Origin of the sequence: Lederbergia lenta NBRC 16444, assembly GCF_001591545.1 — a bacterium.
Taxonomy (GTDB): domain Bacteria; phylum Bacillota; class Bacilli; order Bacillales; family Bacillaceae_C; genus Lederbergia; species Lederbergia lenta.
Genome location: NZ_BCVC01000001.1, coordinates 1348533 through 1374488 on the forward strand (window position 1 = coordinate 1348533; position 25956 = coordinate 1374488).

31 protein-coding genes, 1 pseudogene and 1 riboswitch are annotated in these 25956 nt (G+C 34.7%); of the genes and pseudogenes, 25 read left to right on the forward strand and 7 right to left on the reverse strand.

Annotated features, from left to right (window positions below):
• Positions 1-14: 14 nt before the first annotated feature.
• From BLE01S_RS06320 to BLE01S_RS06335, 4 genes are all read left to right on the forward strand, one after another.
• Entirely contained in the window at positions 15-677 is a 663-nt protein-coding gene (locus tag BLE01S_RS06320) for an HAD family hydrolase (RefSeq protein ID WP_066138566.1), read from the forward strand.
• Positions 678-909: 232 nt separating this feature from the next.
• Positions 910-1665 (forward strand): DUF2087 domain-containing protein, encoded by a 756-nt coding sequence (locus BLE01S_RS06325; RefSeq protein WP_066138569.1) that lies wholly within the window; start codon positions 910-912, stop codon positions 1663-1665.
• Positions 1666-1682: 17 nt separating this feature from the next.
• Complete coding sequence (locus BLE01S_RS06330) at positions 1683-2036, forward strand: GIY-YIG nuclease family protein (RefSeq protein ID WP_066140969.1); 354 nt, start codon at positions 1683-1685, stop codon at positions 2034-2036.
• Positions 2037-2453: 417 nt separating this feature from the next.
• Positions 2454-2768, forward strand: a complete 315-nt coding sequence (locus BLE01S_RS06335; protein WP_066138572.1) for a hypothetical protein — start codon at positions 2454-2456, stop codon at positions 2766-2768.
• A 252-nt stretch (positions 2769-3020) separates the two neighbouring features.
• On the opposite strand, the gene BLE01S_RS06340 is transcribed toward BLE01S_RS06335, so the two are convergent.
• On the reverse strand, positions 3021-3659 hold the full coding sequence (locus tag BLE01S_RS06340) for an O-methyltransferase (protein ID WP_066138575.1): 639 nt from the start codon (positions 3657-3659) through the stop codon (positions 3021-3023).
• Positions 3646-4035, reverse strand: a complete 390-nt coding sequence (locus tag BLE01S_RS06345; protein ID WP_066138578.1) for a hypothetical protein — start codon at positions 4033-4035, stop codon at positions 3646-3648. Before BLE01S_RS06345 ends, BLE01S_RS06340 begins: the two co-directional genes overlap by 14 nt.
• 322 nt (positions 4036-4357) lie before the next feature.
• Between BLE01S_RS06345 and BLE01S_RS21520 the strand changes: the two genes are divergently transcribed.
• On the forward strand, positions 4358-4516 hold the full coding sequence (locus BLE01S_RS21520) for a hypothetical protein (RefSeq protein WP_490715082.1): 159 nt from the start codon (positions 4358-4360) through the stop codon (positions 4514-4516).
• A gap of 109 nt (positions 4517-4625) precedes the next feature.
• Here the strand turns inward: BLE01S_RS21520 and BLE01S_RS06350 are convergent, their stop codons facing one another.
• Positions 4626-5228 (reverse strand): YdhK family protein, encoded by a 603-nt coding sequence (locus tag BLE01S_RS06350; protein ID WP_066138582.1) that lies wholly within the window; start codon positions 5226-5228, stop codon positions 4626-4628.
• 313 nt (positions 5229-5541) lie between these two features.
• Here BLE01S_RS06350 and BLE01S_RS06355 point away from each other — a divergent pair, with 313 nt between their 5' ends.
• Entirely contained in the window at positions 5542-6102 is a 561-nt protein-coding gene (locus tag BLE01S_RS06355) for a DEAD/DEAH box helicase family protein (protein WP_066138584.1), read from the forward strand.
• A gap of 24 nt (positions 6103-6126) precedes the next feature.
• The gene (locus tag BLE01S_RS06360) at positions 6127-6648 is read left to right on the forward strand and encodes a GNAT family N-acetyltransferase (protein WP_066138587.1); all 522 of its coding nucleotides are present in this window, start codon (positions 6127-6129) and stop codon (positions 6646-6648) included.
• 282 nt (positions 6649-6930) lie between these two features.
• On the opposite strand, the gene BLE01S_RS06365 is transcribed toward BLE01S_RS06360, so the two are convergent.
• The 3 genes from BLE01S_RS06365 to BLE01S_RS06375 form a co-directional block, all read right to left on the reverse strand.
• On the reverse strand, positions 6931-8154 hold the full coding sequence (locus BLE01S_RS06365) for a sugar efflux transporter (RefSeq protein WP_231955809.1): 1224 nt from the start codon (positions 8152-8154) through the stop codon (positions 6931-6933).
• Between the two features lie 158 nt (positions 8155-8312).
• Positions 8313-9293 (reverse strand): aldo/keto reductase, encoded by a 981-nt coding sequence (locus tag BLE01S_RS06370; RefSeq protein WP_066138594.1) that lies wholly within the window; start codon positions 9291-9293, stop codon positions 8313-8315.
• Between the two features lie 279 nt (positions 9294-9572).
• Complete coding sequence (locus tag BLE01S_RS06375) at positions 9573-10766, reverse strand: MFS transporter (RefSeq protein WP_066138597.1); 1194 nt, start codon at positions 10764-10766, stop codon at positions 9573-9575.
• Between the two features lie 211 nt (positions 10767-10977).
• Here BLE01S_RS06375 and BLE01S_RS06380 point away from each other — a divergent pair, with 211 nt between their 5' ends.
• From BLE01S_RS06380 to BLE01S_RS20730, 12 genes and pseudogenes are all read left to right on the forward strand, one after another.
• Positions 10978-11895 (forward strand): AraC family transcriptional regulator, encoded by a 918-nt coding sequence (locus tag BLE01S_RS06380; RefSeq protein ID WP_066138600.1) that lies wholly within the window; start codon positions 10978-10980, stop codon positions 11893-11895.
• Positions 11896-12087: 192 nt separating this feature from the next.
• Positions 12088-12621 (forward strand): hypothetical protein, encoded by a 534-nt coding sequence (locus tag BLE01S_RS06385; protein WP_231955810.1) that lies wholly within the window; start codon positions 12088-12090, stop codon positions 12619-12621.
• Positions 12622-12751: 130 nt separating this feature from the next.
• The gene (locus BLE01S_RS06390; protein WP_066138603.1) at positions 12752-13102 is read left to right on the forward strand and encodes a VOC family protein; all 351 of its coding nucleotides are present in this window, start codon (positions 12752-12754) and stop codon (positions 13100-13102) included.
• 183 nt (positions 13103-13285) lie between these two features.
• Positions 13286-13714: a GNAT family N-acetyltransferase gene (locus tag BLE01S_RS06395; RefSeq protein ID WP_066138606.1), complete on the forward strand. Its 429-nt coding sequence runs from the start codon at positions 13286-13288 to the stop codon at positions 13712-13714.
• A 21-nt stretch (positions 13715-13735) separates the two neighbouring features.
• Entirely contained in the window at positions 13736-14089 is a 354-nt protein-coding gene (locus BLE01S_RS06400; protein ID WP_066138609.1) for a VOC family protein, read from the forward strand.
• Between the two features lie 103 nt (positions 14090-14192).
• Positions 14193-14768, forward strand: a pseudogene (locus BLE01S_RS06405) (uridine kinase family protein).
• A gap of 60 nt (positions 14769-14828) precedes the next feature.
• Positions 14829-15350, forward strand: coding sequence for a GNAT family N-acetyltransferase (locus tag BLE01S_RS06410; protein WP_338034368.1), 522 nt, complete (start codon positions 14829-14831; stop codon positions 15348-15350).
• A 183-nt stretch (positions 15351-15533) separates the two neighbouring features.
• Positions 15534-16343, forward strand: a complete 810-nt coding sequence (locus BLE01S_RS06415) for a class I SAM-dependent methyltransferase (RefSeq protein WP_066138615.1) — start codon at positions 15534-15536, stop codon at positions 16341-16343.
• A 381-nt stretch (positions 16344-16724) separates the two neighbouring features.
• Positions 16725-17663 carry a WD40/YVTN/BNR-like repeat-containing protein gene (locus tag BLE01S_RS06420; protein ID WP_066138617.1) on the forward strand — a complete coding sequence of 313 codons (939 nt, stop codon included), beginning with the start codon at positions 16725-16727 and terminating at the stop codon, positions 17661-17663.
• Positions 17650-18513, forward strand: a complete 864-nt coding sequence (locus tag BLE01S_RS06425; RefSeq protein WP_066138620.1) for a hypothetical protein — start codon at positions 17650-17652, stop codon at positions 18511-18513. The genes BLE01S_RS06420 and BLE01S_RS06425 overlap by 14 nt, the downstream gene beginning before the upstream one ends.
• A 246-nt stretch (positions 18514-18759) precedes the next feature.
• The gene (locus BLE01S_RS06430) at positions 18760-19200 is read left to right on the forward strand and encodes a GNAT family N-acetyltransferase (protein WP_066138623.1); all 441 of its coding nucleotides are present in this window, start codon (positions 18760-18762) and stop codon (positions 19198-19200) included.
• Positions 19201-19269: 69 nt separating this feature from the next.
• Positions 19270-19356: a stage II sporulation protein P gene (locus tag BLE01S_RS20730; protein WP_111703469.1), complete on the forward strand. Its 87-nt coding sequence runs from the start codon at positions 19270-19272 to the stop codon at positions 19354-19356.
• Between the two features lie 81 nt (positions 19357-19437).
• Here the strand turns inward: BLE01S_RS20730 and BLE01S_RS06435 are convergent, their stop codons facing one another.
• Positions 19438-20877, reverse strand: coding sequence for an amino acid permease (locus tag BLE01S_RS06435; protein WP_066138626.1), 1440 nt, complete (start codon positions 20875-20877; stop codon positions 19438-19440).
• A gap of 104 nt (positions 20878-20981) precedes the next feature.
• Positions 20982-21165: riboswitch (Lysine riboswitch) on the reverse strand.
• Between the two features lie 382 nt (positions 21166-21547).
• Between BLE01S_RS06435 and BLE01S_RS06440 the strand changes: the two genes are divergently transcribed.
• The 6 genes from BLE01S_RS06440 to BLE01S_RS06465 all read left to right on the forward strand — a co-directional run bounded on the left by BLE01S_RS06440 (position 21548) and on the right by BLE01S_RS06465 (position 25725).
• A complete protein-coding gene (locus tag BLE01S_RS06440; RefSeq protein WP_066138629.1) occupies positions 21548-22006 on the forward strand; it encodes an NUDIX hydrolase in 459 nt (152 codons plus the stop codon).
• A gap of 11 nt (positions 22007-22017) precedes the next feature.
• Positions 22018-22485 carry an NUDIX hydrolase gene (locus tag BLE01S_RS06445; RefSeq protein ID WP_066138631.1) on the forward strand — a complete coding sequence of 156 codons (468 nt, stop codon included), beginning with the start codon at positions 22018-22020 and terminating at the stop codon, positions 22483-22485.
• Between the two features lie 328 nt (positions 22486-22813).
• On the forward strand, positions 22814-23188 hold the full coding sequence (locus tag BLE01S_RS06450; RefSeq protein WP_066138633.1) for a nucleoside hydrolase: 375 nt from the start codon (positions 22814-22816) through the stop codon (positions 23186-23188).
• Between the two features lie 261 nt (positions 23189-23449).
• Complete coding sequence (locus tag BLE01S_RS06455; protein ID WP_066138638.1) at positions 23450-23779, forward strand: HIT domain-containing protein; 330 nt, start codon at positions 23450-23452, stop codon at positions 23777-23779.
• A gap of 406 nt (positions 23780-24185) precedes the next feature.
• Complete coding sequence (locus BLE01S_RS06460; protein ID WP_066138640.1) at positions 24186-25085, forward strand: GNAT family N-acetyltransferase; 900 nt, start codon at positions 24186-24188, stop codon at positions 25083-25085.
• Between the two features lie 82 nt (positions 25086-25167).
• The gene (locus BLE01S_RS06465) at positions 25168-25725 is read left to right on the forward strand and encodes a class I SAM-dependent methyltransferase (protein ID WP_326255775.1); all 558 of its coding nucleotides are present in this window, start codon (positions 25168-25170) and stop codon (positions 25723-25725) included.
• The last annotated feature ends 231 nt before the right edge of the window (positions 25726-25956 follow it).

Below are 25956 nucleotides of genomic sequence, written 5' to 3' on the forward strand. Positions count from 1 at the left end.
GGAGTAGGCTACTGATGATTAATGCTATTCTATTTGATTTAGATGGAACTTTATTAGACCGAGATAAATCAGTACAGTTATTCATAGATAACCAATATGAACGATTGAATAATTATATAGGCCATATACCAAAGGAAAAATATACTCAAAGATTCACAGAACTTGATAATCATGGATATGTTTGGAAAGATAAAGTTTATCAACAATTAGTCATGGAATTTGATATTAAAAAGCTGAATTGGGAGGAATTACTTCTAGATTATGTAAATGAATTTAAGCATGATTGTGTTCCATTTCCCCATCTTCACAGTATGCTAGAAGAATTGAGTAATAATAAGTTTATTTTAGGGATAATTACAAATGGGTATGGGCAGTTTCAAATGGATAATATAAAGGCATTAGGCATTGAACAATACTTTCAAGCTATCTTGATCTCTGAATGGGAAAAAATAAAGAAACCTGATCCGCAAATATTTACTAGAGCATTGAAGCAGTTGAATGCACTACCAAATCAAAGTGTATTTGTAGGAGATCATCCGGTAAATGATTGTAAAGCATCCCAAATTGTTGGAATGAAGAGTATTTGGAAAAAGAACTTACAGTGGAATAAAGTTGATGCAAATTTTATAGTCGAAGATTTAGCTGAGATACCACCTATCATAAATAAAATGGGGTAGGGTTAACTTATTGGAATTATTAAATGGTAGACAATATTATATCTGAAAAAATCGATTTCCTGCTGTATAGGAATCGATTTTTTTATTTAACTAAATACTGAGTAAAAAACTATTGATAATATTTAGAGTCTATTGACCTTTTTCAAACTTTTAGTTATTATGTTAGCTGTATAACCAACGTTTATTAATAACGTTCTTTAAATACCTAACAAAGAGTGGATGTGTTTATATATTGAATGTTTCAGATTATTTTTGGAATGCTTCAATAGAAGAGCTTAAAAAGGGATATATTCAAAAGTCTGATTCATATATGTGCCTACTATGTGGCGAGAAAATAGAAAAAGGAATTATTTATACTCATGAGGATGTTCTTTATGAAGCTGAAAGATACATGCGAATTCATATCGAAGTTACCCATCTATCGGTATTCGAATATTTAATCGGACTTGATAAGAAATTGACAGGAATTACTGATCATCAGAATCATCTCCTACGACTATTTTATCAGGGGAAAAGTGATAAGGAAGTCCAAGAGGAAACTGGCGTCGGAAGTACCTCTACAATTAGGCATCACCGTTTTGCCTTAAAAGAGAAAGAACGTCAAGCAAAGACCTTTTTAACAATGATGGAATTATTAAAAGAAAAAGACCAGTATGCGCCAGCTTTTATAGCCCCTCACAAAACAGCCCGAATGGTGGATGATCGATATAATATTACAGCAGAAGAACAAGAGGAGATCATTCAAAAATTCTTTCCTGAAGAGCTAAATGGAAGTTTAAGGAGTTTTCCTCCGAAGGAAAAGCAAAGACTTGTTATCCTTCGAGAAGTTACAAAGAAGTTAGAAAATGAACGTACTTATGATGAGAAGGAATTAAATCATATCTTGAAAGATATCTATGAGGACTATGCTTTAATCAGAAGATATTTAATCGAATATGGATTGATTGATCGTAAAGTAGACGGGAGCCGATATTGGCTGAAAAAATAATGAAAGTAGGGAACAAAATGGATCGTAAAAAACAACTAAAGCAACTTTATAAAGAAATAACAGTTGAGGCTGGAGTATATCAAATTAAAAATAATGAAAATGGAAAAGTATTTATCGGAAGTACTCCAAATCTAAAAACATTAAACGGTGTAAAATTCAGCCTTGAAAACGACACTCATATGAATAAAGCACTTCAAGCTGATTGGCACCAATTAGGAAAGGGTGCTTTCAATTTTGATATATTAGAAATCCTAAAAAAGCAAGATGATCCATATTTTAATGAAAAGGAAGCGTTGCTTGAGCTAGAGAAGAAATGGTTAAATCAGCTTCAACCATATGGAGAACAAGGATATAATAAAGTAAAGGAATAGATTAATGTACAGAGATAATATAGTTGAATAATTTACAATTAAGACGTCTAAACCCTAATAAAGTTGTTAAAAAACGCCAGTCATGTTGTTCAACGAAATTTTCTGCATATATTACCGAAAGCTCGTTTACTGGGGAATAGATGGGTTTCTGGTGAGAAATTGTATGTAAATGATGAAAATATTGACAAGGCATTAAGAGTAACGTTAACCAAGAACTTAAAAAATGATAATAATGAAGATAAGGACATAAGATCTTTGTTAGTTCCTTCTCGCAAAATTAAAACAAGTAGATAAAGTTGGAAATTAAATTTATTTCAAGAATCTAAAAGCATACAATTATTTTCCGCAAAAGGCTATCTTGCCGAAAAGTATGTTAAAATTGCCTTAATTAAAGTCCGATGGAAAGGGAGTGCTAATATGGGCATAGTCCCAGAAATTGTGCGTATCTTGCTTCCCATGATAATAGTGGGAGGGATTGCAGTATTTGTTGTTTTTAGAATGAAGCATAAATATAAGAAAGGCACACTGGGTAAGAAAAAGTCAAAAGGTGCTCAAAATTTATTGGATAGTTTGATACCATTTGGAATGATGATTGGTTCTGCTGTTGCTGTACTTCTTAGCATAATTTTCTCGCTTTCCCTTCTAACATCAATTGTTTTTGGAGCTGGGTTAGGTATGTTATTTGGATACTTTGCTTATGAAATTTATAGCAAAAAAGCAGAAAGTTATTAGTAAATAACTTTCTTCCAGAATTGAGTGCTATTGTTAAGTTAACCTTAGATTCTTATACGACTATATTGTTATATTTTGAGGACAGTGAAAGTATTATATCGAAAATTAAACTAGTATATTTTAACCCCGTTCTAAATTTAGGTCGGGGTTATGCTTGTTTTAGATTTGAAAATTAAGTAACTTTATTGTTTTTTAATATCATACCTATCATTAAGGTCAAAGAAACGAAGCGCAGCATTTCCCTAGCTTTTTTTATTTCTTTACTTTTGAAATTGTCATCCCATCACCAATTGGGATAAGTAAAGATTCTAGTTGAGGATGATTAGCCACCGTTTCATTGAATTTTTTCATTGCTTCAGTATAACGTTTAGGTTTAATCTCTACATCTGCAACACTACCTCTAGCGAGCACGTTATCAGTAACGATTATGGCTCCAGGTTCTGCCAGTTTTATACAGTGATTAAGATAGTTTCCATAATTATCTTTATCAGCATCAATAAAGAAAAAATCAAACCGCTCATTTTCACCAACCAGTTTTTCGAGACTAAGCAAAGCTGTTCCAGTAATATATGTTACTTGATCGCCAAAACCAGCTTTAGATAGATTGCTATGTGCTAGCTTTGCATATTTCTCCTCTAATTCAAGGGAAGTTAAATTACCTGTTTTATCGAATCCTCTAGCTAGGCAAATTCCACTATAGCCGCCTAAAGCTCCTATTTCAAGAACATTTTTAGCTCCTGAAATGGATACAAGCATGGTCAGTAGTTTTCCGGAAGAGGGTGATACTGATATAGAAGGCATACCATTATCTTTTATGGACAAGATGACTTCCTCCAAAATATCATCTTGGCTAGTAAATACGGAATCGATATAATTGTTAATTTGTTTCATTCAAATCCATTCCTTTCTCACTATTATCTATAGAATCTTTATCGTCCAAAACAGATTTCTTCATTTTTTCTATTATCTTATTAGGCTGTTCTTTTGTTTCATGTTCTTGTATTTCAAATAATTGAACAAATTCGTTGATTACCATATCGAGGGCTTTTAATTCACCAACTAAAATTTGCTTAATAGATTGAAACTCTGGTTCATCTAACTGTTGCTTAATGGTGGCACGCTTTAGGTTCATTATCTCCAAAAAAGCAATGGCTCTTCCACGGCGAAATGTTTTTGCCCCACGCATTGCAGAAACATCTTTTGTCTTATGACGCCCGCCATGATGATGTCTTTCTTTCTTTATTTCCCTAAAATCTTCATTTTTCATTATAGCTCTCCTATCCGATGTATACATCAGTATACATCTCGAAGTAATACTTATTGTATACGATAGTATACAAATCGTCAATGTAGATGGGGGAATACCGTTAGTAAAATTTCTACAACCGAGGTAAGCACAATGTACCATCTGGATGTTTCTCTTATCTAACACAGTCTAAAGCACGCTGAAATTATTAAGTCATACAAGTTTTTGTTGGCATAAAATATTTTCAAAAGAAAAGATAATATGAGTAAAATGCCCATCAATATTTATTCCTTTCCATCATTATATATAGAGTAGTTGAATCTTACTTTAGGGGCGGGTGAACATGGCGAAAAGATACCGTGGCAAGACTTTATACAGGTTTCCATCTAAAGGGCGGGGGGAATGCCCCTTATGCGCCAGAAAAAGAATCAAGTTATTATATTCCCATCAAACAGATACAAATAAAACCATTCAAGTATGTAAAAATTGCCGAAATAAATAGGCTTTTCAAGGTTCAACGCTAGGTGAAAAGTAAAGAAAATAAAGTAAAAAGAGCCTATCCATTTTTGGCATAAGCTCTCTTACCTGTTTAATTTCCTTTTGTCTAGACACTATTCAATAGGTGATAGTTCATTTTCTGTGACCCACTTATGATTTTTCACTTCGTCTCCATCATTAGTTGAAGTGTAATCAACCATATATACGGTTGTTTCTTCAGCAGAATCAATCACACCCGTTGCACCTTCCATTCCTTTCATATGGGATGCCTCAATGGTCACTTCTGTTCCAGATTCTAAAGGTGCTTCACCTGCATCTTTTATTTCTTCATGGATAACCCATTTGTGATCTTTCACTGGTTCTCCACCGTTTGTTGGAGTATATGAAATAGAGTAAGCAGTAGTGTCATACGCCCCAACAATGGTTGCCTCAGCACCTTTCATCCCTTCCATATGATCTGTTTCAATAATTGCATGGGTACCAATATCGTATGTAGGGTGTTCTGCAATCTTTAATTTCTCTGGGACTTCTCCTGAACTTGAATGTTCCATATTTGCGTGAGAATCGGAATCCATATTTGTATTTTCGTTTTGCTCCGCTTGATTGTCAGTTGTTTCCTTCTTAGGATCCTTTTCTTCATTGTCAGCTGTACAAGCAGTTAACATAAGTACCGCCAATAGAGAAAAAATAGTTCTTATTATTTTTTTATTTTTCATCATTATCCTCCTTCATTTTCAATTACTTTTGTCTGGCTAAAGAAAATCTATTTTAATGCTAACTCTTAAATGTTGTCCAGAAAATCCATTTATTTCAGATCTTCGAAACAAGAATTGTAATCACAATACAATATATCCTGTAATAAGATTTCCTAAACATTCATCAATTTCTTACCCCAGCCAGATCGTAAATAGTAATAAATAAAGAAAAGCTTGCTATAAGTATACTGATTATTTAAAATTAACTAAAATGATTAATATGAAGTATAGTGTTTAGTTTCAAGCAAAATAAGAATGAAAAGAGGGTGAACCTATGCATTTTATTTTGATATTTGGACCTCAAGCAGTTGGTAAAATGACCGTTGGGCAGGAACTAGAAAAAATAACAGACTTGAAACTTTTTCATAATCATATGACGATCGAATTAGTTGAACCTTTTTTCGGCTATGGAACAGAGGCTGGCAGCAGACTAGTACAATTATTTCGTCAAAAAATATTCGAGGAGGTAGCTAAAAGTAATTTATACGGTTTAATTTTTACATATGTATGGGCTTTTGACCAGCAAGAGGACTGGGATTATGTAGAGAAAGTATGTAAAATATTCGAGGAAAAGGGTGGAACTATTTATTTCGTTGAACTTGAAGCGGATATAGGAAAAAGACTTGAACGTAATACTAGCCCTCTTAGGCTTGAACATAAGCCATCAAAAAGAAATATAGATTGGTCAGAAAATGAATTGAAAAAGTCTATGGAAAAATATAGATTGAACTCGGAGGAAGGAGAAATCATAAAGAAAAACTATATTAAAATAAATAATTCAAATGTGCGAGCAGATGAAGTAGCTCAAATGATTAAGGTGAAGTTTCAATTATAGGAATTTAAAAAGAGAGGTGTTTTTATGAGTAATCAACTCTATTTAACAAAGCCAACTGTCGATCTAAAAATGGAATACCTCTCTTTTTATAATGAGTGGGTAGCCAGTGGGGAGAACATGATACCTTGGGTTATTGAAAAAGATCCATCAAACTTCAAGGGATTTGTGAAGTATTTAATCGATAATGAAAATGGTGTGAATCTTCCAAAAGGCTGGGTGTCTGATTCAACTTATTGGTTATTAAATGAAGAAAGAAGATTAATTGGCGCTGTAAATATACGTCACCATTTAACAGATTTATTGTTAAAGCGCGGCGGGCATATTGGTTACGGTATTCGACCTTCTGATAGAAGAAAAGGTTATGCCACGAAGCTCCTAGCATTATCTATTGATAAAGCGAAAGAATTAGGGATAAGAAAGATACTTGTTGTTTGCGATAAAGATAATATTGGTTCTTTAAAAACCATTATTAAAAATAACGGTTTTCCAGATACAGATTTTATAGAGGGAGATGGGAATATTATAAAAAGATTCTGGATAGAATAATGCAGATTTAATGTGAGCTTTGAAATAGCAAAGAGCTGATTTTTAAGCCCTTTACTATTATTCGACTATATGTCTGGGATAAACAATACTTTGGCTTTACAAGTATTCTCAATAATAGAGACAGAATTTTCTTCTCGTTTTTGATAATCAGTAATCCCTTATAGGAGAAAATCATTCTTCAATATGCGAATTGAAATACCATGAAATGAAAGGGTAGTATTAAACAAATACATTTAACCATCACTCCCACATCTATCAATCTTATTAATATATGATAATAGATTATACGGAGCCAGTGTGTTCAGTGGGTACTTCCATTTCTACATCTGATCTTGTGATCCATAAAATAAAGAACGAGAAAACAGCAAGTGCCAAACACATCCAAAAAACTTGACGATACCCTGCAATCTGGGCAATAAAACCACCTCCCAAACTTCCCGCTAACCTACCAATCGTGGATCCATTATAATAGATAGTCGTAGCCAACCCCGGTGAATGTGGCAGCCGTTCCGTGAAATAACTTAGTCCATTCCCCATGACAATAGCTACAAATGTTGCCTGTAGAAGCTGTGCTGGGATTAACTGTAAAGGATGTGTCGATATACTTAAAATAATGTAATAGATTACTGAGATAATGCAACCATAAATCATTAAAGTATGATTCGATACCTTTTTTCCTAACGAACCTAATATAAGCATAATAGGAATTTCTAAACCAGCACAAATACTAACTACCAGTCCGACATCCCTATACGTCCCATTCAGTTCATTAACAATAAATAACGGTGTAATGATCAAATGAACGGTATTGATGACAAACAGAAAGAAAAAGGCGATAAGTGGCAATCTAATTTGCCTGTTTTTGAACCACGAATTATCTGAAATCTTTTTCTTTTTGGTATTGCTTTGAGCTATTTTTGGTTTATGTAAAAATAGGAAGACAAGAGATGAAATTGTAAGATAAATGGCGGAAGTAGCAAGAAAGATTCCTTTGTATCCTGCAAGTGCTAAAATGAATGTCCCAAATAATGGTCCCAACAGAAATCCGAGAGAAACAAGAGAACGCAATGTAGAGATCGCAAAAGTCTTATCTATGGATTTACTGGCATGTGCCGATTCATGTGCGGAGGCATAGATTTGTGGCATGACAGGTGCAGCTAATCCATTAAACACGGTGACGAAAATCAGCAAAATAAAGAAGTTATGAAACAAAAGATACGCCGCATACCCTAGAGCAGCTGAAAGCGCAGCAATAATAATAATCCATTTGCGATCCATCCCGTTATCAGAATGTTTAGCGATGAGCGAGTTCACGACTACGCCGCTTAAGGAACTAATTGCCATGAAAACGCCAAAGGCACCTGCACTCATACCAAAATCATCTGTTAAAAACAATGGTAAATAAGGGGATGTAATAGAAATTCCCATACCGATCAGCAACAAACAAATGACAAATAAACTATATCCTTTTATTGCAAACAAATTTTTAAATCGAGTAAACAACATTTATCCTCCTTAGAAGAACTCATAAATAGTTTTTAAGAAGATTGCTCTTTTATAAACCAGTAAACATAGAAATATCGTGTTTAATATCTGTATCTCTATGTTTACTTATTTAACCTTTATACAAAAGCAACATTCACAAGTTTAAACAACTTCTTGGTTTAGTTAAAACCACTAATCGGATGCGGTACATATAGTTCTTCAAGGATAGCAACTTCTTCAGGTGTTAACATAATCGATAGAGCAGCAACTGCATCTTCAAGATGATTCATTTTTGTGGTACCTACAATAGGGGCTGTTACGGGATCTTTTTGTAACAACCACGCAAGTGCAATTTGAGATCGCGGGACACCGTGTTTTTCTGCAATTGTTGTAACTCTTTCTACGACCAATCGATCCACATTAGCGGTCGCATCGTATTTAGCTTTCTGAGCTTGATCGGTTTCGGAGCGATGAGTTGATTCCTCCCATTTACGCGTCAATCGCCCTGAGGCAAGTGGGCTATATGGAATCACACCGATTTTTTCTTCCTTACAAAGTGGCAACATCTCCCGCTCCTCTTCACGATATAAGAGATTTAGATGATTCTGCATCGATACAAATCGAGTCCATCCATGTTTCTCAGCTACATGCAATGCCTTTTGAAACTGCCATGCATACATGGCGGAAGCCCCGATATATCTCGCTTTTCCTGCCTTAACAACATCATGAAGAGCTTCCATTGTCTCTTCAATGGGAGTATTGTAATCCCAACGGTGGATCTGATACAGATCGACATAATCTGTTCCCAATCTCTTAAGGCTCTTATCAATTTCACTCATAATCGCTTTTCTGGAAAGACCAGCACCATTTGGACCATCATGCATACGGAAATGAACCTTCGTCGCAAGAACAATTTCATCACGATTGGCATAATCCTTTAGGACCCGACCAACTATTTCTTCACTTGTTCCATCTGAATATACATTTGCCGTATCAAAAAAGTTGATGCCATACTCTAGTGCTTTTTTAATAATTGGACGAGTTTGTTCTTCATTAAGCACCCATGGGTGAACCCAGCGTTCGGCTACACCAAAGCTCATACAGCCAATACAAAGTCGAGACACATCCAAGCCTGTATTTCCAAGTTTCACATATTCCATTTATTCTAACCTCACTTTTTAATAGAAGTAATGTAGCAAAAAATTGATTATACTTTAAAGAAAAAATGAAACATTTATCCCTATCCCGAAAATTATCGCAACTAAAGGGTACATGATTAAAAGCTTGCTAGTAAAATAGTGTAGATAATATGTACTATAGATCCGGGAAGAGGGGCTAAGTAAACAAATGCTAATTAAATTATGTGATCAGATTAAGAAAACCCCCACCCCCTTTATGTTGTAAATAATCCAATATCCAAACTTAATAGTGATACTGCGTCAACTTGTTTTAGAGGGAAGAGATTTATTTTCCAATTGGGATAGTACTCTGTTTTTCAACAATCGTATGACAAAAACAGAATAAAGCAACAAAGAAAAAATGACCGACACGGCACTGACAGTGAATAACGCCTGATAGCTCATGTATTGAGAGACCCACCCTAGCGCGATTGCTCCTAACCCGATGCCAAGATCGGTAGCAGTCGTAAAAGAGGCATTAGCTACGCCTGTTCGCGCCGGATGAACAAGGCGTATTGTTGCAGCTTGAAGAGCTGGCTGGGCTGAACCAAAACCAATACCAATACCAATACCATACAATGCCGCTGATACAAGTACACCAAACAATCCGGTTGAAAAGCTTAAAGCTATCAACGCTAATACTGTAATCACAAGGCCTGGTACAATGACAAATGTCTCACTAAACTGGTCTGAAAGTTTTCCAGCTAGGGGACGGACCAAAACAAGTGTTGCTGCGTAGACAAGATAGAATGCGTCAGAATTGACTTGTATCGATTCAGCGAATAGCGGTATAAAAGTGGTAATGCCACCATAAGCAATAAACAAGAAAAAAACTGATATCGTGACAGGTAAGACTGATTTTTCGAAAAATTCAATTCTCCTTGTGCCAGGTTGTGGTTGAAAAGGCATTTTCGCCCCTAACGTCAATAGCAGCGCCATTGCAGAGAGGCCTGTGGCCACAAGAAACAGGGCATGGTATGATAAGGTCCCTGAAACCCAGATACCGAATATTGGGCCAATTGCCATCGCTAAGGTCATCGCCATTCCAGACCATCCTAAACCTTCTCCTCGATGTTTCAAAGGGATCATATCTGTAATTGCCGTCAGGATGGATGTTGTGGTAACCCCCCAACTCATCCCGTGCAATGCTCTAAGCGCCATCAAAATAACGATCCCACCAACCCATTCATACATATACATCGCTATAGCAAAGAATAGGAGTCCCCATATGATAAACGGACGCCTACCGAAACGATCCAATAGGCCACCGATAATCGGGCGAAGAATTACTGCAGATAGCATAAATGTACCCATAGCTAGCCCGACCTGTGATTCATTTCCTCCAAGTTGCTTAATATATAGCGGCAATGTCGGATACAACATATAAAATCCTGTAAATAGGAAAAACATTCCGACAGTCATGAGAATAAAGGACTTTGTCCATAGGCGTTCCAATTTCCATTCCTCCTTAGGTGAGAAGATCTTTTATATTCCTAGTACTTTTGGAACAATCATACGTGAAAGATATAGCTTTATTATGCAGGTATAAAAATGACAGCGCTATCTCATTCGTCCCAAATGATTGCCTAATCCTCTCACAACACTTACTTAACTTATAAATTTGCATTATAATGAATCTACAAGCTAGAAAAAGGAGGAGGATTGTATGTCTAAGCAAATATATAAGCAGCAGAATGATCTCGCCAAGCTAATAGAGCGTTTTTCCGTGCAAGATAGTGTTCTTGAAACTGCTATTCCATCTCTATTTTTAATACATAAACCTAATATTACTGTACCAACTTACGGGGTTCAAAAGCCTTCCTTATGCATTGTCGTTCAAGGTGCGAAAGAAGTTTTGTTAGCACAGGAACGCTTTTTATATGGTCCTGGTGATTATCTTGTTGCATCCGTTGACTTGCCTGTTACTGGCCAAGTCATCGAAGCATCTACTAACGATCCGTATTTGTGTTTCAAGCTTGAATTTACGCCAAATCAAATCTTAGAGGTTTTAAGTGATTCTAAAATTGATATTGTTCCTAAAGAAAATGTGAAACGAGCAATGTTTGTCAGCTCCATAGAGTTACCTATCTTGGAAGCGGTAATTAGATTAATTCGTTTACTTGAGAATCCTGAAGATATACCGGTACTTGCGCCGTTATTTACTAAGGAGATTATTTATAGAGTTTTGCAGGGGCAACATGGGGCTACTCTAGAACAAATGGCAATAGAAGGAAGCTATACATACCGAATCAGAGATGTGATAAAACAAATCAAAAATAACTATGATAGATCTATTCGTATTGAGGAACTTGCAGAAATAGCCAATATGAGTGTTTCTTCGCTTCATCGGCATTTTAAAGAAGTAACCGCTATGAGTCCTATTCAGTTCCAAAAACACTTCAGACTGCGAGAAGCACGGCGTCTATTATTATCCGAGTCAACAGATGCCACCGATGTTGCATTTCGAGTAGGTTATGAAAGTCCTTCTCAATTTAGTCGCGAATATTCCCGGATGTTTGGATTACCACCTCGAGAAGATATAAAGCGCTTAAGAGAGAAATATGACCAAAGTATAAACGCATAAAGTTCTTTTTTTACAAGAGCACTCAGCATAAGTTTATAACAGATATCCTTTTAACGTTTAATTGGCTACAATATGTCGATGTTACAAAATTGTTCCATTAATAAAGCCGTAGGGGCTTTAAATGAAGATTTTTCGACTTTGTTGATGATGCGTAGGTATTGGTACAAAATAATTTCTTAAGAGGTTGCGTTAATGAAGGGAACAAAAGAAAAGCAGTATTTATATTTCGTATTGTTCATTCTAGTATTTGCAGTATCAGGATGTAAGCCAAGTTCTAATCTAGAATCTTATGGAGAAAAATATTTAAGAATAGCAGTGATTGGAGAACCCCCAGAGGCAACAGGAAAACAAGTAAGATTTACGGAAATTTCATTAGATAAAATGACCACTGAAGATTTAAAGTTATTTGATGCAGTCTTTATTACAAAAGAGAATCTTTCTGAAGCCGCCGAAAGCCAATATACGGATATTTACTTAAATTCAACCACTCCATTCTTTTTCATTTCAACTATTAGTCATATTCCATTTACAATGAAAAATACAAAGTACGATAAGATTTGGAATTGGACTCCTGGTAATAGTTATGCTGTTGGCATTCTTACATCACAAGAGGATTATACATTGAATAGTTGGGGATATGGTTTGCAAAATGATAAAAAAACGGATAAACATATAGATGACATGTATGCAAGGATTTTCGAGACAATTGATGAACTAAAGCATTAAATAGGTTAGAAGTTTATAGACAATCAACACATGCTAATGAATAAATATGTGGCTCACTATATGTCGAGAAGGTTAAACACCTTATAAAATGATTAGTGAAGAAATCTGTATTACTGAATGGAGGTATTTTATGAATCCTATATTTAATCAAATTGGTACTGTTTTTGTTCCGGTAAGTAATATTGAAAAGGCCCGTGATTGGTATTGTGACATACTTGGTCTTCCTGCTGATGACGAAATCCTATTTGGTCATTTGTTTATAGTTCCAATGCATGGAACCGGGCTTGTATTAGATAGTAAAATTTATTCCAAGAATAATATATTCACGGCTCCAGCGTTTCAATTTCTTACGGATAATATAGAAAGGGCATACACTTATATGGAGGGGAAAAAGGTAGAATTAACTACAGGAATTGAGCATAATCAGTGGTTCAATTTTAAAGATGCTGATGGCAATCTGTTAATGGTGTGTAAGTGTTAATAAATAATGTTTATGACTAAGTTTAAATGACAAAAGGGGTAACTTGCAATAAGGCTTCTGAATTTTAATGCTTTTTATCCAAAGCTAACATTTTTTTCGGTTATTTAAGCCTTTTTATAGCCAATATAAATAAAATAACCATTGTTATTTTTAGCGTTAAGATATACAGGAGGAAGAGTATAAATGGATTTGCATATAAGTAGAAGTGTGAGTAAGGACTGGAAGAATCATATTAATAATCAACTTTATGAATATAACTTAAAACATTTTCCGATAGATTTAAGAGGCAGATACGAAGAAGTGAACTTATTCCTTAGAGATGAAAATGGCACTGTAAGAGGGGGCATTCTAGGTGAGATCTGTTGGAACTGGTTAGAGATTCATACCTTAATGATTGATGAGGATATACGTAAATTGGGTTATGGTAGCAAACTATTATCCAAAATAGAACAGATAGCTCTTGAAAAAGACTGCGACTTCATAAAGGTTGACACATTAAGTTTCCAAGCGCTCAATTTTTATAAAAGCCACGGTTACACCGTGTTTGGTAGTCTTGATAATGTCGGTCGAGATTACCAGCATTACTACCTGAAAAAGAATTTGAATATTTAAAAGACAAGGAGTTTGATATGATTGTCCATTCATTTAAATCTCTTAGTTATTTACTCACATCATCCAGAAAAGTCCGTTTCCTTCTATAAAAATCTTGGACTTGAATTTAATCTTGAAAAACACGGAAATGGACCCGAGCATTATGCTTGTGAACTCGGAAACCTTGTTTTTGAAATATATCCATTACTGGGAGAGACAGTTGATAGAGCGATGAGAATCGGGTTTAATATTACCAATCTAGATGAAGTAATCGAGAAGATTCGTTCTATAAATGGGTTAATTATAACTGAACCAACTATTAATCCTTGGGGAAGTCGGGCAGTTATTCAGGATCCTGATGGTCATAAAGTGGAATTGATCGAAAATAGAGACTAATTGTTATCTTATAAAGAATGATGTCCTTATTAGAGATATTTACTCTGCATATCAACAAGGAGGCGAAGAGTAAGTGAATTTAAAAGCAATAAATGGACAGTCCATTTATTTAAATCAGTTGGAGCTTACCCTTAATAGTATTCCTAAAAAGCAATTAACACGGCTAATTGGAATAGATGGTTGTGGAGGATCCGGTAAGACTACTTTTGCAGAAAAAGTGAAAGCTGAATTTACTAATCAACCATTGTTCATATGGATGACTTTTATTTTCCCTTCACTCAAATGATTGATTTTGATCTAACAAAAAAAGATAGGGGCAGATTTTGATTGGAAAAGACTACTAGATCAAGTGTTACAACCAATCATTATTGATAGGGAGGGGCATTTTCAGAAATATGATTGGGAAACAGATCGTTTATCAGAATGGCAAACTGTTCCTATGGGCGGTGCTGTTATTATTGAAGGAGTTTATTCCATTCGTAATGAATTGGCTGATCTATACGATTTTAAAATATGGATGGATTGTCCAAGAGAAACACGTCTATTAAGAGGGCTTGCACGGGACGGAGATAATTCCCTTGAAATTTGGGAAAATAATTGGATGGTTAAAGAGGACATATATGTTAAAAACCATCGGCCGAATGAAATCGCAGATATTATTATTGATGGAACAAAATAAAATAATTTTTTACAGAAAGGAGGATGTTTCTATGGCGAGAAAAATAAGCACTGAAAGATTATTCTTCGAGAAATAAAAGAAGATGATTGGTTTGCTGTTCATAAATATGCGTCACAATCAGTAGTTTGCCAATATCAACCATGGGGACCGAATACAGAGAATGAATCAAAAAGATTTGTACAACAAATTATTGCTGATGCAAACAAGGACATAAGAACCCGTTTTGTTTTTGCAATAATTGAGAAAGAAACTGAAAGAATGATCGGCTCAAGTGAGCTTAAAGTAAAAGATACTATAAACAGATCAGGAGCGATAGCGTACATTGTAAACCCAGACTATTGGGGAAAGGGAATCGCTACCGAAGTCGCTAAACTTTTAATTCATATTGGTTTCAAAGATTTTCACCTTCATCGAATCTATGCTATGTGTGACTCAAGAAATATCGCTTCATCAAAGGTTTTAGAAAAAGTCGGTATGACGAAGGATGGGTACATGCGTGAAAATTTATTCATAAAAAATGGGTGGCGCGATTCACTTTTATACAGTATCTTAGATCGAGAGTATTCCCAATACCCCAAATAGATATATTATTACTTTTCAAATGTTAAGTGAAATTAAAAAAATAGATGAATGTAATGAAATGACTATAAATGGGATTATGCAGGAATATAAGCAAGCTTAAGTAGTTTAGCGAGATTTGGTATTAAAGGTGGAAGCCTTAAAATTGAATATTTGAAATAAGACAACGAAACCAGGGGTTATTTGATGAGTAAATTAATTAACTATTATAATCAATTTGATGAATGGGGAAGACTTGATAGGGAACCGATTGAATTTCAAGTAAATTGGCATTATATAAAAAAATACATGCCAAGAATAGGGTGTGTGCTAGATAATGGAGCGGGACCTGGAAAATATTCTATGCAGCTTGCTAAAGAAGGCTATAAAGTAACGTTAACAGATTTAACGCCAAAACTAGTTGAAATTGCAAAAATTAAAGTAATAGAATTTGGTTTAGAGGAACAATTTGAAGGTTTATATGCAGCGGATGCTAGAGAGCTTAAAATGATTAAAGATGAACAGTTTGACGGAGCGTTGATGTTAGGGCCAATGTATCATTTACAGGTAGAGCAAGATCGTATTAAAGCAGTTAAAGAATTGTATAGAGTTACAAAAAAGAATGGAATTGTATTTGTTGCCTTTATGCCAAGAGTTAGACATATCTTTACATCACTTCTATCTCCCGAAAATTGGAAGCCAAATGATAATATGGATAACATTATCCAATTTGCCAAATCAGGTTGTTTTAATCATGCAGATGAAGGTCGTTTCACAAATGCGTACTATTTTAATATTGAAGATATTAATCCGTTTATGGAAACACAAGGATTTGAAAGTCTCCAATTAATAAGTTCAAATGTAGGATCTATATTAAACAATGATAGCTGGAATTACTGGAGAGAAAAAGGCGAACAAGAAATAGAAAAAATAATAGATTTAATAAAAGAAAAAGCCACAGATCCCTATGTCCTTGGAATGTCGTCACACTTACTTTATATTGGAAGGAAAAAGTAAATATAATAGCAGGGACGATTCTACTTCATTTTCCCTATTTAGGGAAGGGAACCACACCTTCTAGAAATTGGTTATCTCCAGTATTTACAAATATAATTTCTGGTTTACAGGATTAACTAGGCTTTAAAAATCTTTTCTTTATTTAAAAGTGTTGTTATAATTGTTAAATCAGTGTGTGTGGGGGGATATTGGTTTCGTTTTACTGGACCAAAAATATATGTCGCATGATACGTCTACCATCTGAAATTTTAATTCCACAAATAATTTCTTCAAACCGATTGGTTTTATAAAAATCAATCGGTTTTTCTATACCATGACGTTGTATTTTCAGCCCTTTTTTCTAATGGGGCTTTAATTTCTCTACCCAAAGGAGTGTCCCTTGTGAAAAATACTTTGCTAAGTTTATCTGGTGTTATAGTGATTGCTTTAATTATTGCTACAGTAATTTATGAACGAAGTTCCAATGAAGTCACATATCCGCACCTAGTACAGCTAAATAATGTACTGGATAAACAAAAATCACAAAATGAACCAGAACGGCCACAGTCGGAACAGCTACACCCGATTAATATGAATGATACCATTTCCTACACTTTGCAAAATAACGAGCTAAACATCACGTATAATAAGGGAAAAGATTGGATTAAGGCTCCAATTACAAAGGATCAATTATTTGCAGGCGAATATAACGGGGATAAACAGGAACTGATTGAAAATAGCTATATTCTTACAGAGGATCGAGCTGCATTTTTATATTTGAATGAAGAGAGGATTTTATTAACGTATTCCCTTGATCAAGGGAATACGTGGGAAGAGGCAGTGGTTACAGAACCATTTCCATCCATGCGTTTTAGAAAAGTAGATTTTCTAACTGATCATTTTGGATATGCCATTATTACTGGTGACCGAACCATGTCACAGGAGTCTTCCCATGTTTTTTTAACACAGGATGGTGGATTGAGTTGGAACGAAACAAATACCTCAGGGGTAACGAGATTAATTTCAGATGGTGGATTTTTAGATGAATCAACTGGTTTTTTGTCCTTTGGAACAATTAATCCTGAGAAGCCGGATCTATATGTAACCCAAGATGCCGGAAGTACTTGGAGTGAAGCAACTATTATTCTTCCAGAAAATTATAATGAGATCTTTGTTTCTGCAGAAATTCCAGAAAAAGAGGGAAACCATTTAGCAATTTTAGTTAATCAAGGTCCTAACGGTGACTATGAAGGTGGAAAAGTGAAAGGTAAATTTATTTCAAAAGACAACGGTACAACATGGGAGTTTTTAAAGGAGGTACAGCCAAATGAAACAGAGTAGCTATAAACTAACTAAAATAATTGGCTGTATTCTATTCTTTTTAGCAATGGGATCTTTTGGTTTACAAATGGGATATTTATTCATCCATGAAAGATTCCAGGTAGAGTACATTGACAATCGGTTATTTTACATAATAAATATTTTCTGTGTTATTTGTTTATTACTAGCAGTCTTGGCCTTGATTAGATTGACTAAACACTTTAAATTAATTGGTTCAGGTATTGTAGTTGTGTTTATTACTGTTCAAGTTGTAATGCTTATTGCCAGTCACCAGGAAATCAGAAACAAAACAAGTATATCGCCTGATTCGAAGCATGTCTTATCTATAAAAGAAAATCTAGCAACCGGAGATGCTATGTACTATAGATCATATTATGGTATTTTAGCTCGTCCAAAAGAGAAATTACCACTTAATGCAATTGGTGAATTTAAAGTGAAATGGTTAGCTAATGATGTTGCAGCTGTTACATATAAAGCAGTCGATAATACTATTCAGCAATACATTGGTACCTATGGAGACCGTAGTAGTGGCGGCTCTTATTATAATGTGGGCCCAGAAATCCAAGGAATATGGCAAAGTAATAACATGGAGGTGTTAAGTGACACAGAAGGGATTACTGTGACTGAAAATGCTGTAAGTGAGTTATTTGAATGGGAGAATATTCATCAATTCGGTACGCTTGCTGTTGTTTTAAAGAAAAATAACGAAGCCATTTGGACGATATCATTAAATGAAAATTTTGAGATTGATTCAGCGAATGCTGGACCTCCTGTTGGAAGTATAAGTTTATATAAAGCGACATTGGAAAATAATCAGCCAAAAACACTGCATTATAAAGATTCTAAATAGAGTATTTCGATAAAGACTAATAGCATTCTATTTATGTAGTATTAGTTAAAAATCCTAGATATATATTGAGAAATAATATAGTTAAAAGATGTTACTGATTTATAACTCCCATGGCTTCGGAAAGAGTTTGCCGATGGAAATCTTATAGCAGTTTAGTATTCTGTTGGTGGTCATGAATTCTGGATAACCCAAAATACAATTATGATATTAAAGTAAGGAAAAACTTTTTGCAGAGGAGACAAAACAATGGAAATATATCAAGCTTCAATTGAAGATTTAGATGGAGTATCAAATTTATTTAATCTGTATCGGATGTTTTATCAACAACCATCTGATTTAGAAGGCGCTAATATATACATAAAAAAACGGATAGAAAGCAAAGAATCTGTAATATTTGTTGCAGTAGACAATCAAAAGTATGTAGGATTTACTCAACTTTATCCAACATTTTCATCCATATCTATGAAAAGAGCTTGGATATTAAATGACTTATATGTAGATACACAAGCAAGAAAACATGGAGTAGGAAAACTGCTCTTACAAAAAGCAAAAGATTACGCTACTGAAACAGGCGCCAATAGTATTAGTTTAAGTACAGCATTAGATAATCTTTCTGCCCAAAGGCTATATGAAAAAAATGGATTTATGAAGGATATACAATTTCATCATTATGAGTTGAGTCTTTAATAATTTCAGGAAATCAAATGAAATATAGGATTACTCCGTGTTGCTTGCTACTTTATTTATATTTAACTCATGGAAATAGGCGGAGTTGAAAATACACTAGAAGAAACTTATAGATCAGTAGATATTTTAGCTGAAATTATCGCGGAGGTAATGTGAAGTGGCAACTAATTTAACTTATTAAGAAATATTAACAATGAGCAGCTGAATGAAAACAATTCATTCAGCTGCTCATTGTTTTTAATTAAAATCACAGTGTTTTAATGGGATTAACTTTGTTTTGTGTTTTACTTTATAGACTAGCCAAACGATAAGAAAAAGTGGTAAGCCGATATATGAAACAAATAGATTATTCCAATCGAACTCGCCGTCAACAAATGATTGAAAGTTTTGGCCTAAAATAATGAAGATACATAAAATCAAAGCTAATAAAGGACCAAAAGGAAACCATTTTGCACGGTATGGAAGCTTATTTATATCACCGCCTTGAGCGATATAAGCTCTTCGGAAGCGATAATGACTAATTGCAATGCCTAACCACGTAACAAATCCTGCCATTCCAGATGCATTTAGCAACCAAATATATACGACACCATCTCCGAAGAAAGTAGATAAGAATGCAAGGGAACCAACTAGCGTTGTTACAATTAAAGCATTAACTGGCACACCTCTTTTATCCAATTTACCTAAGAATTTTGGCGCTTTTCCGTCGCGTGCTAAGTCCCAAAGCATCCGAGTCGAGGCATACATACCAGAGTTACCCGCAGATAATACAGCGGTTAAAATGATCGCGTTCATAACAGATGCAGCAAAAGCAAATCCTGCTCGCTCAAAAACGAGTGTGAACGGGCTGACGGAAATCGACTCACTTAATAAACGTTCATCCGTATACGGTAAGACCATTCCAATAACAAAAATCGCTAAAATATAAAAAAGTAGGATTCGCCAAAATACAGAGTTAATCGCTTTCGGGATTGTTTTTTCTGGATTTTCTGTCTCACCTGCGGCAACTCCAAGTAATTCTGTACCTTGGAAGGAGAAGCCTGCGGCCATGAAAACTCCAAGGATTGCAAAGAAACCACCATTAAACGGTGCGTCATCAATCGTAAAATTCGAAAAACCGATTTTTTCCCCACCCATAATACCCAAAATCATTAAAAATCCAGTAATAATAAAGATAATAACCGTTACAACTTTAATTAGTGAGAACCAAAATTCAGCTTCTCCAAAGCCTTTAACAGACAAATAATTGAAGCCAAACATAATAAATAGTGCTAATGCACTCCATATGAACGAAGGGCTATCAGGGAACCAGAATTTCATAATCAACACGACTGCAGCAAGTTCAGCAGCAATCGTAATTGCCCAGTTATACCAATAATTCCACCCGATAGCAAAACCAAATGCCGGGTCAACGAATTTCGTAGCATACTCCTTAAATGAACCAGCTACAGGCATATACGCAGCCATTTCTGCTAGGCTTGTCATTAAGAAGTAAACCATAATACCAACAGCTGCATAGGCAAGCAAGGCTCCTCCTGGGCCCGCTGTATGAATCGCTCCTCCACTTGCTAAGAATATTCCTGTTCCAATTGATCCCCCAAGAGAAATCATCGTCAAGTGGCGGGCTTTCAGTTTTCTTTTTAATTGAGTTGGATTGGAAGATGTTGTAGTAGCCAAAGTTGTACACTCCTTTTGATAATAGAAGGCTTAAACATTTTTCAGACAAATAAAAACAGCCAATCGAAAAAGATCGACGGCTGTTTGATAAGTCGTTTAATCCTTCCGAAGATAGCCCTCCACGTCATATAACATAACGTGACAGTAATGTTCCTGTTCGAATACATCACCAGCATAGATACACAATGATAGATCCATGCTTCGGCAGCTTATCCTTTCAAACGAGGTCATCAATTTCATTGCATCTCACCCGTTCTACTCTTAAAAGCCGCAGCCTCTATCCCATCGGTGAATGGGAATATAAAATTAACATTAGAAGTATAACAAATTGTAGTTCTGGATTCAATGGTTAACTTTGGTTCTTTCATCAGAGTGAATGATATAGCGATAACAATGTAGAGAAAACAAAGAAGTAATTTGATCCTTGCATACCAGGATCTGAAGATTCGCTGTGTTGGATAGTTAGAAAATGTGTTGCGAGCTGGATTGTAATAGAGAGGTATTTATTTTTTCATAGCGAATAATGAAGGTAGAAAGAAATTATTCAAACATAATCATGAGTAAGTAGTTGTTTTAATGGATAATAGATGCCAAGCAAGGTACATATCATTGGCTGCAATAGATATTTTTCCTAAATAAGATAAATAAAATGATAGAAGGGATTTTTTTTATGAGCACACCTAAACATATTGTTGCTGTATCAGCTTATGTAACTAACAGTAAAAATGAAGTTTTGTTAGTCAAAACTCATTGGCGTTCGGATACATGGGAACTTCCAGGAGGGCAAGTGGAGGAAGGGGAACCACCAAGTAAAGCAGTGCAAAGAGAATTTTTCGAAGAAACAGGTATTATCATTGATCCAGTAGGAGTTACAGGGGTGTACTATAACACGACCAAAGGAATTGTAAGTATCGTCTTTTCTGCGAAATATGTTAGTGGTGAGGTCAAGATTCAACCGGAAGAAATTAAAGAAGCTTGTTTTGTAGAACTAAATGAAGAAAACATAGACATGTATATCACTCGTCCTCATATGAGATCACGTACTTTAGATGCAATGAGAAAAAAATCTCTTGCTCCTTATGAATCTTGGGAAGTTGGAACATTTACTTTACTAGAAAGGTTAGAATAAAAGGAGATAAAATGGACTACATAAAACATATAAGATCTATCATCGGTCAAGAGAAAATAATCATGGTTGTTGCAGGTTCCTTTGTATTTGATAAGGAAAATCGGTTACTTTTACAATGTCGTTCTGATACTGCAAGTTGGGGTCTTCCAGGTGGATTTATGGAATTAGATGAAACGGTTCATGATACAGCTAGAAGAGAAGTTTATGAAGAAACAGGTCTTCACCTAGGAAAAATGGATTTATTCGGGATTTATTCAGGACCAAATTATGACAAGACTTTTCCTAACGGAGACGAAGTTTCAATGGTTCAAGTCATATTTACGTGTAATGAATTTTCTGGTGAATTAGTAAAACAAAATGAAGAGTCGTTAAAAAATAAGTTTTTCTCATTAGACAAACTACCTAATAATCTATTTATAGATCATAAGGTTTTTTTCGCAGATTTCCTGTCACAAAAAGAAAGGCCGATTATAGGTTAATAATTACCACAATCAACTTTCAGATGATTTATTAAGCAGGATGATCAATAAAAAAGAAAGGATTTATTTATGAAAATAAAAGTATTGTTAGACACGGATATCGGTGGTGACCTCGATGATGCCTTATGCTTAGCATATCTCCTTAATCAGCCTTCATGTGAATTAGTGGAATAACGACAGGAGGTGGACAAGTGGAAAATAGAGCGATGGTAGCCGATGCCATTTGTAAGGTCGCAGGTAGAAATATTCCCATTTAAGCTGGAGCTGACAAGCAATTGCTACCTAGCAATATATATCCAACTCCTGGCGGGGCAGTCAAACTGTCAAATTGGGATCATATAACTCTGATTTTCAAAAATATCAAGCTGTTGATTTTATGCGTAAGACTATCCGTCAACACCCGCATGAAATTTCGCTTTTAGCCATTGGTCATTTAACGAATATTGAAATGCTATTTCTGATTGATCCGGAAATCCCAAAGCTAATGAAAGAGCTATATATTATGAGTGGTGTATTTTCAGATAAACTGGAAATTAGTATAGACATGCCCATGGCTAACTGGAATGCATGGTTAGATCCTCATGCAGCTGCCATTGTTTATGATTCGAATGTTCCCATTATTAAAACCTTTGGACTGAATGTTACGACTAAACTTGTGCTTCATAGGAAAGAGAAAATAGATCTTTTTGTACTAAAATCATGAAAGCAGTTGAAAATTTTGGTTCACCATGGTTAGAACAGAACGATATGACCTTTCACGACCTACTAGCTGGCGCTTGCTTATTTGAGCCTAAACTTTGTGAATTTCAAAGAGGCTATATTGATGTTGAAGTTAAAAACGTAATTGTGAAATCGCAACTATAGTAAATCGAAAGTCTTTCTTTGAACATTACTTTTCAATCGTCTGTAGATAGATTATTAAATGGATATGCGCAAATGAAAGTTAATTTTTAGGAGGATTTATATGACAAGCGATTTTTATTGCGATGAAGTATTAAGTGGTAAAACACCTGTAAAAACAGTAATGGAGACGGAAAATATTTTAGCTTATTATCATACCAGACCTTTCTATCCAGTCCATATTGTTGCTATCCCAAAGAAACATATCCCATCTTTATTATCACTGGAAGAAAGTGAAAACGATTTACTACTTGAATTAATGGAGGTAATAAAATTGGTAGCTCTAAAAGTAACTTCAGAAAATGGGGCGTGTAGAGTAATTACAAACTTAGGTGAATACCAAGAGTCCAAACATCTCCATTGGCATATAGTATCTGGAAAACCCTTAAAGTAAGATTTACGAGATTTAATACGTTTGAAGAGGATCTAGATTAGGAATCCAAAGCATATCGAACTTTCGTGGTTAAGTGAAAATAAGTATGGTTGTGGCAAGTGTGTCTTTAGAATAAAGTTTCTTAAAATTATTCAAATTAATTTTCATTTAATCACATATAAGTAGATTCTATCTTGAATCAAAATAGTAATCCGGAGCTAAAAGCATTGTGTTTATTATAGATACGTAGGACAGTTTTAGAATCAGCATAACAAGCGTTTTTATAATAGTAGAGACGCTTGTTTTTTGAACATAAAAAATAAAATCGGATGATACATATCTTATCGATTGAATAAAATGATAAAGGATTAACGAATGCGAATATCGAAATCATTACTAAACACTACTTGTCAGCGAGAGGATGTGCATGATGATGGCCAAATCAGAGAATGATGGGATAAATATGAGATTTTCCAATCGCACTTTAAGGATGATAAAAATAGCAGAGTTAGAAGCACAAAAAATGAACTCACATGTCTTTCCTATTCATTTATTGCTAGGTTCACTTTCTGAGAAAACAGGGGTATGTGCCGAACTCTATATTAATTATCCAAATCTTTATGATTTTTTAAAGGAAAGGATCGACAAAATACATTTCGAGAGAGAAGAAAAAGGCATTCATTGTCATCCTTTTAGCATGAAAGTTTCTTTGACGACTATGAGAGTGTTAGAACATGCCAATAAACAAATGATGCAATTTAGGCAGGTTTATATCAATGAAGGTTTATTGGTGAAAGCAATTCTAGATATAAATGACCCTATGATAGATTCACTTTTGGAAGGAGTAGATGTTTCAAGGTTAATTGAAATCACATCATCTCCAAGAGATATGGCTGTATCACTGAAGAATTATTCTTTTCCAAGCATTACTGCAGATAAAGTGATTTATAGAAAAGCAGAAATAAGCGATGCCGTATCTTTGTTACTTTTTGTAGAAATCGAATTTGGAAACAGATGGTTAGATGCTATTAAGCATGGACTTCAAGAAGATAAGATACCCATTTATATTGCTATCGACAATGGAGTGATTGTGGGCTTTGCTTGCTTTGATGTAGTTCGCGGAAAAAAAGGATTATTTGGCCCAATGGGTACATCCCTATCCAACCGTCTTCAAGGAGTTGGCTATACTTTGCTGCATTACTGTTTAAATGATATGAAAGAAATAGGCTATGAGTATTCAATTATTGGAGAGGCTGGCCCTCTTGAATTTTATGAAAAAGCCTGTAATGCAGTTGTTATTCCTATATCTTTAGGGACTCCTAATTGATAGATAAGAAATATCATTTTTTATAAAAGTAGCAATTTTGTCATTCATCTAGATGTATGAATGGGCATGTGAGGTGAAACGTTTGAGCGTTGAAGAAGAAATTAAGCTAGTAATTGGAGCTGGTGAATATAATAACAATCCAAGTTGGATACATACACAGGAAAAAGATCTCGATTTATTAGATGAGGACACCTGGAAAAATAAATTTGATAACAATTCAATTACAGCTATTGTAGCGGAACACATATGGGAACATCTTACATATGAGGATGGAATCGAAGCTGCTAAAATTTGCTATAAATTTTTAAAACCGTCTGGTTACATTCGTTGTGCAGTGCCAGATGCATTTTTCCCAAACGAAACATATCAAAAAACTGTTAGGGTAGGTGGACCCAGGCCTAAAGACCATCCTGCTGCAAGTCATAAAATAGTATATCAGTATAAAACTTTATCGAAAATGTTTAAAGCGGCTAAGTTTGAAATTAATTTACTTGAATATTGTGATGAAGATGGCAAATTTCATACTAATGAATGGAATGGTGAAGATGGAGTTATTTTTCGCTCGAAAAAATATGATCCAAGAAATCAAGGAGATCAACTTGTATTTACATCATTAATAATTGATGCGATCAAACGTTAAATTAATAAAGTACATTTCTATCATTTTAGATTGGAATTGCCGGGTGTATTACCTCTAATATATAATTTATTAACCATGATGCTTCTAAGTGGATTATTATATGCATTTTTTTTAGTGACGAAGGGCATACATACAGTGTGCCTTTTTGTAATTGTCTAATGGATAGCTTAATTGTCAAAAAAGAGAGGTATTTAGTGGTTCATAACGAATATTTATAATATTAAGTATAAC

Excerpts from the sequence above, each read along its gene's own strand:
- BLE01S_RS06440 (WP_066138629.1), top strand. The coding sequence starts at position 21,548 with ATGAGCACACCTAAACATATTGTTGCTGTATCAGCTTATGTAACTAAC.
- BLE01S_RS06320 (WP_066138566.1), top strand. The coding sequence starts at position 15 with ATGATTAATGCTATTCTATTTGATTTAGATGGAACTTTATTAGACCGA.
- BLE01S_RS06360 (WP_066138587.1), top strand. The coding sequence starts at position 6,127 with ATGAGTAATCAACTCTATTTAACAAAGCCAACTGTCGATCTAAAAATG.
- BLE01S_RS06425 (WP_066138620.1), top strand. The coding sequence starts at position 17,650 with ATGAAACAGAGTAGCTATAAACTAACTAAAATAATTGGCTGTATTCTA.
- BLE01S_RS06455 (WP_066138638.1), top strand. The coding sequence starts at position 23,450 with ATGACAAGCGATTTTTATTGCGATGAAGTATTAAGTGGTAAAACACCT.
- BLE01S_RS06355 (WP_066138584.1), top strand. The coding sequence starts at position 5,542 with ATGCATTTTATTTTGATATTTGGACCTCAAGCAGTTGGTAAAATGACC.
- BLE01S_RS06395 (WP_066138606.1), top strand. The coding sequence starts at position 13,286 with ATGGATTTGCATATAAGTAGAAGTGTGAGTAAGGACTGGAAGAATCAT.
- BLE01S_RS06345 (WP_066138578.1), bottom strand. The coding sequence starts at position 4,035 with ATGAAAAATGAAGATTTTAGGGAAATAAAGAAAGAAAGACATCATCAT.
- BLE01S_RS06365 (WP_231955809.1), bottom strand. The coding sequence starts at position 8,154 with ATGTTGTTTACTCGATTTAAAAATTTGTTTGCAATAAAAGGATATAGT.
- BLE01S_RS06370 (WP_066138594.1), bottom strand. The coding sequence starts at position 9,293 with ATGGAATATGTGAAACTTGGAAATACAGGCTTGGATGTGTCTCGACTT.
- BLE01S_RS06335 (WP_066138572.1), top strand. The coding sequence starts at position 2,454 with ATGGGCATAGTCCCAGAAATTGTGCGTATCTTGCTTCCCATGATAATA.
- BLE01S_RS06390 (WP_066138603.1), top strand. The coding sequence starts at position 12,752 with ATGAATCCTATATTTAATCAAATTGGTACTGTTTTTGTTCCGGTAAGT.
- BLE01S_RS06430 (WP_066138623.1), top strand. The coding sequence starts at position 18,760 with ATGGAAATATATCAAGCTTCAATTGAAGATTTAGATGGAGTATCAAAT.
- BLE01S_RS06445 (WP_066138631.1), top strand. The coding sequence starts at position 22,018 with ATGGACTACATAAAACATATAAGATCTATCATCGGTCAAGAGAAAATA.
- BLE01S_RS06340 (WP_066138575.1), bottom strand. The coding sequence starts at position 3,659 with ATGAAACAAATTAACAATTATATCGATTCCGTATTTACTAGCCAAGAT.
- BLE01S_RS06415 (WP_066138615.1), top strand. The coding sequence starts at position 15,534 with ATGAGTAAATTAATTAACTATTATAATCAATTTGATGAATGGGGAAGA.
- BLE01S_RS06380 (WP_066138600.1), top strand. The coding sequence starts at position 10,978 with ATGTCTAAGCAAATATATAAGCAGCAGAATGATCTCGCCAAGCTAATA.
- BLE01S_RS21520 (WP_490715082.1), top strand. The coding sequence starts at position 4,358 with ATGGCGAAAAGATACCGTGGCAAGACTTTATACAGGTTTCCATCTAAA.
- BLE01S_RS06385 (WP_231955810.1), top strand. The coding sequence starts at position 12,088 with ATGAAGGGAACAAAAGAAAAGCAGTATTTATATTTCGTATTGTTCATT.
- BLE01S_RS20730 (WP_111703469.1), top strand. The coding sequence starts at position 19,270 with ATGGAAATAGGCGGAGTTGAAAATACACTAGAAGAAACTTATAGATCA.
- BLE01S_RS06460 (WP_066138640.1), top strand. The coding sequence starts at position 24,186 with ATGATGATGGCCAAATCAGAGAATGATGGGATAAATATGAGATTTTCC.
- BLE01S_RS06330 (WP_066140969.1), top strand. The coding sequence starts at position 1,683 with ATGGATCGTAAAAAACAACTAAAGCAACTTTATAAAGAAATAACAGTT.
- BLE01S_RS06350 (WP_066138582.1), bottom strand. The coding sequence starts at position 5,228 with ATGAAAAATAAAAAAATAATAAGAACTATTTTTTCTCTATTGGCGGTA.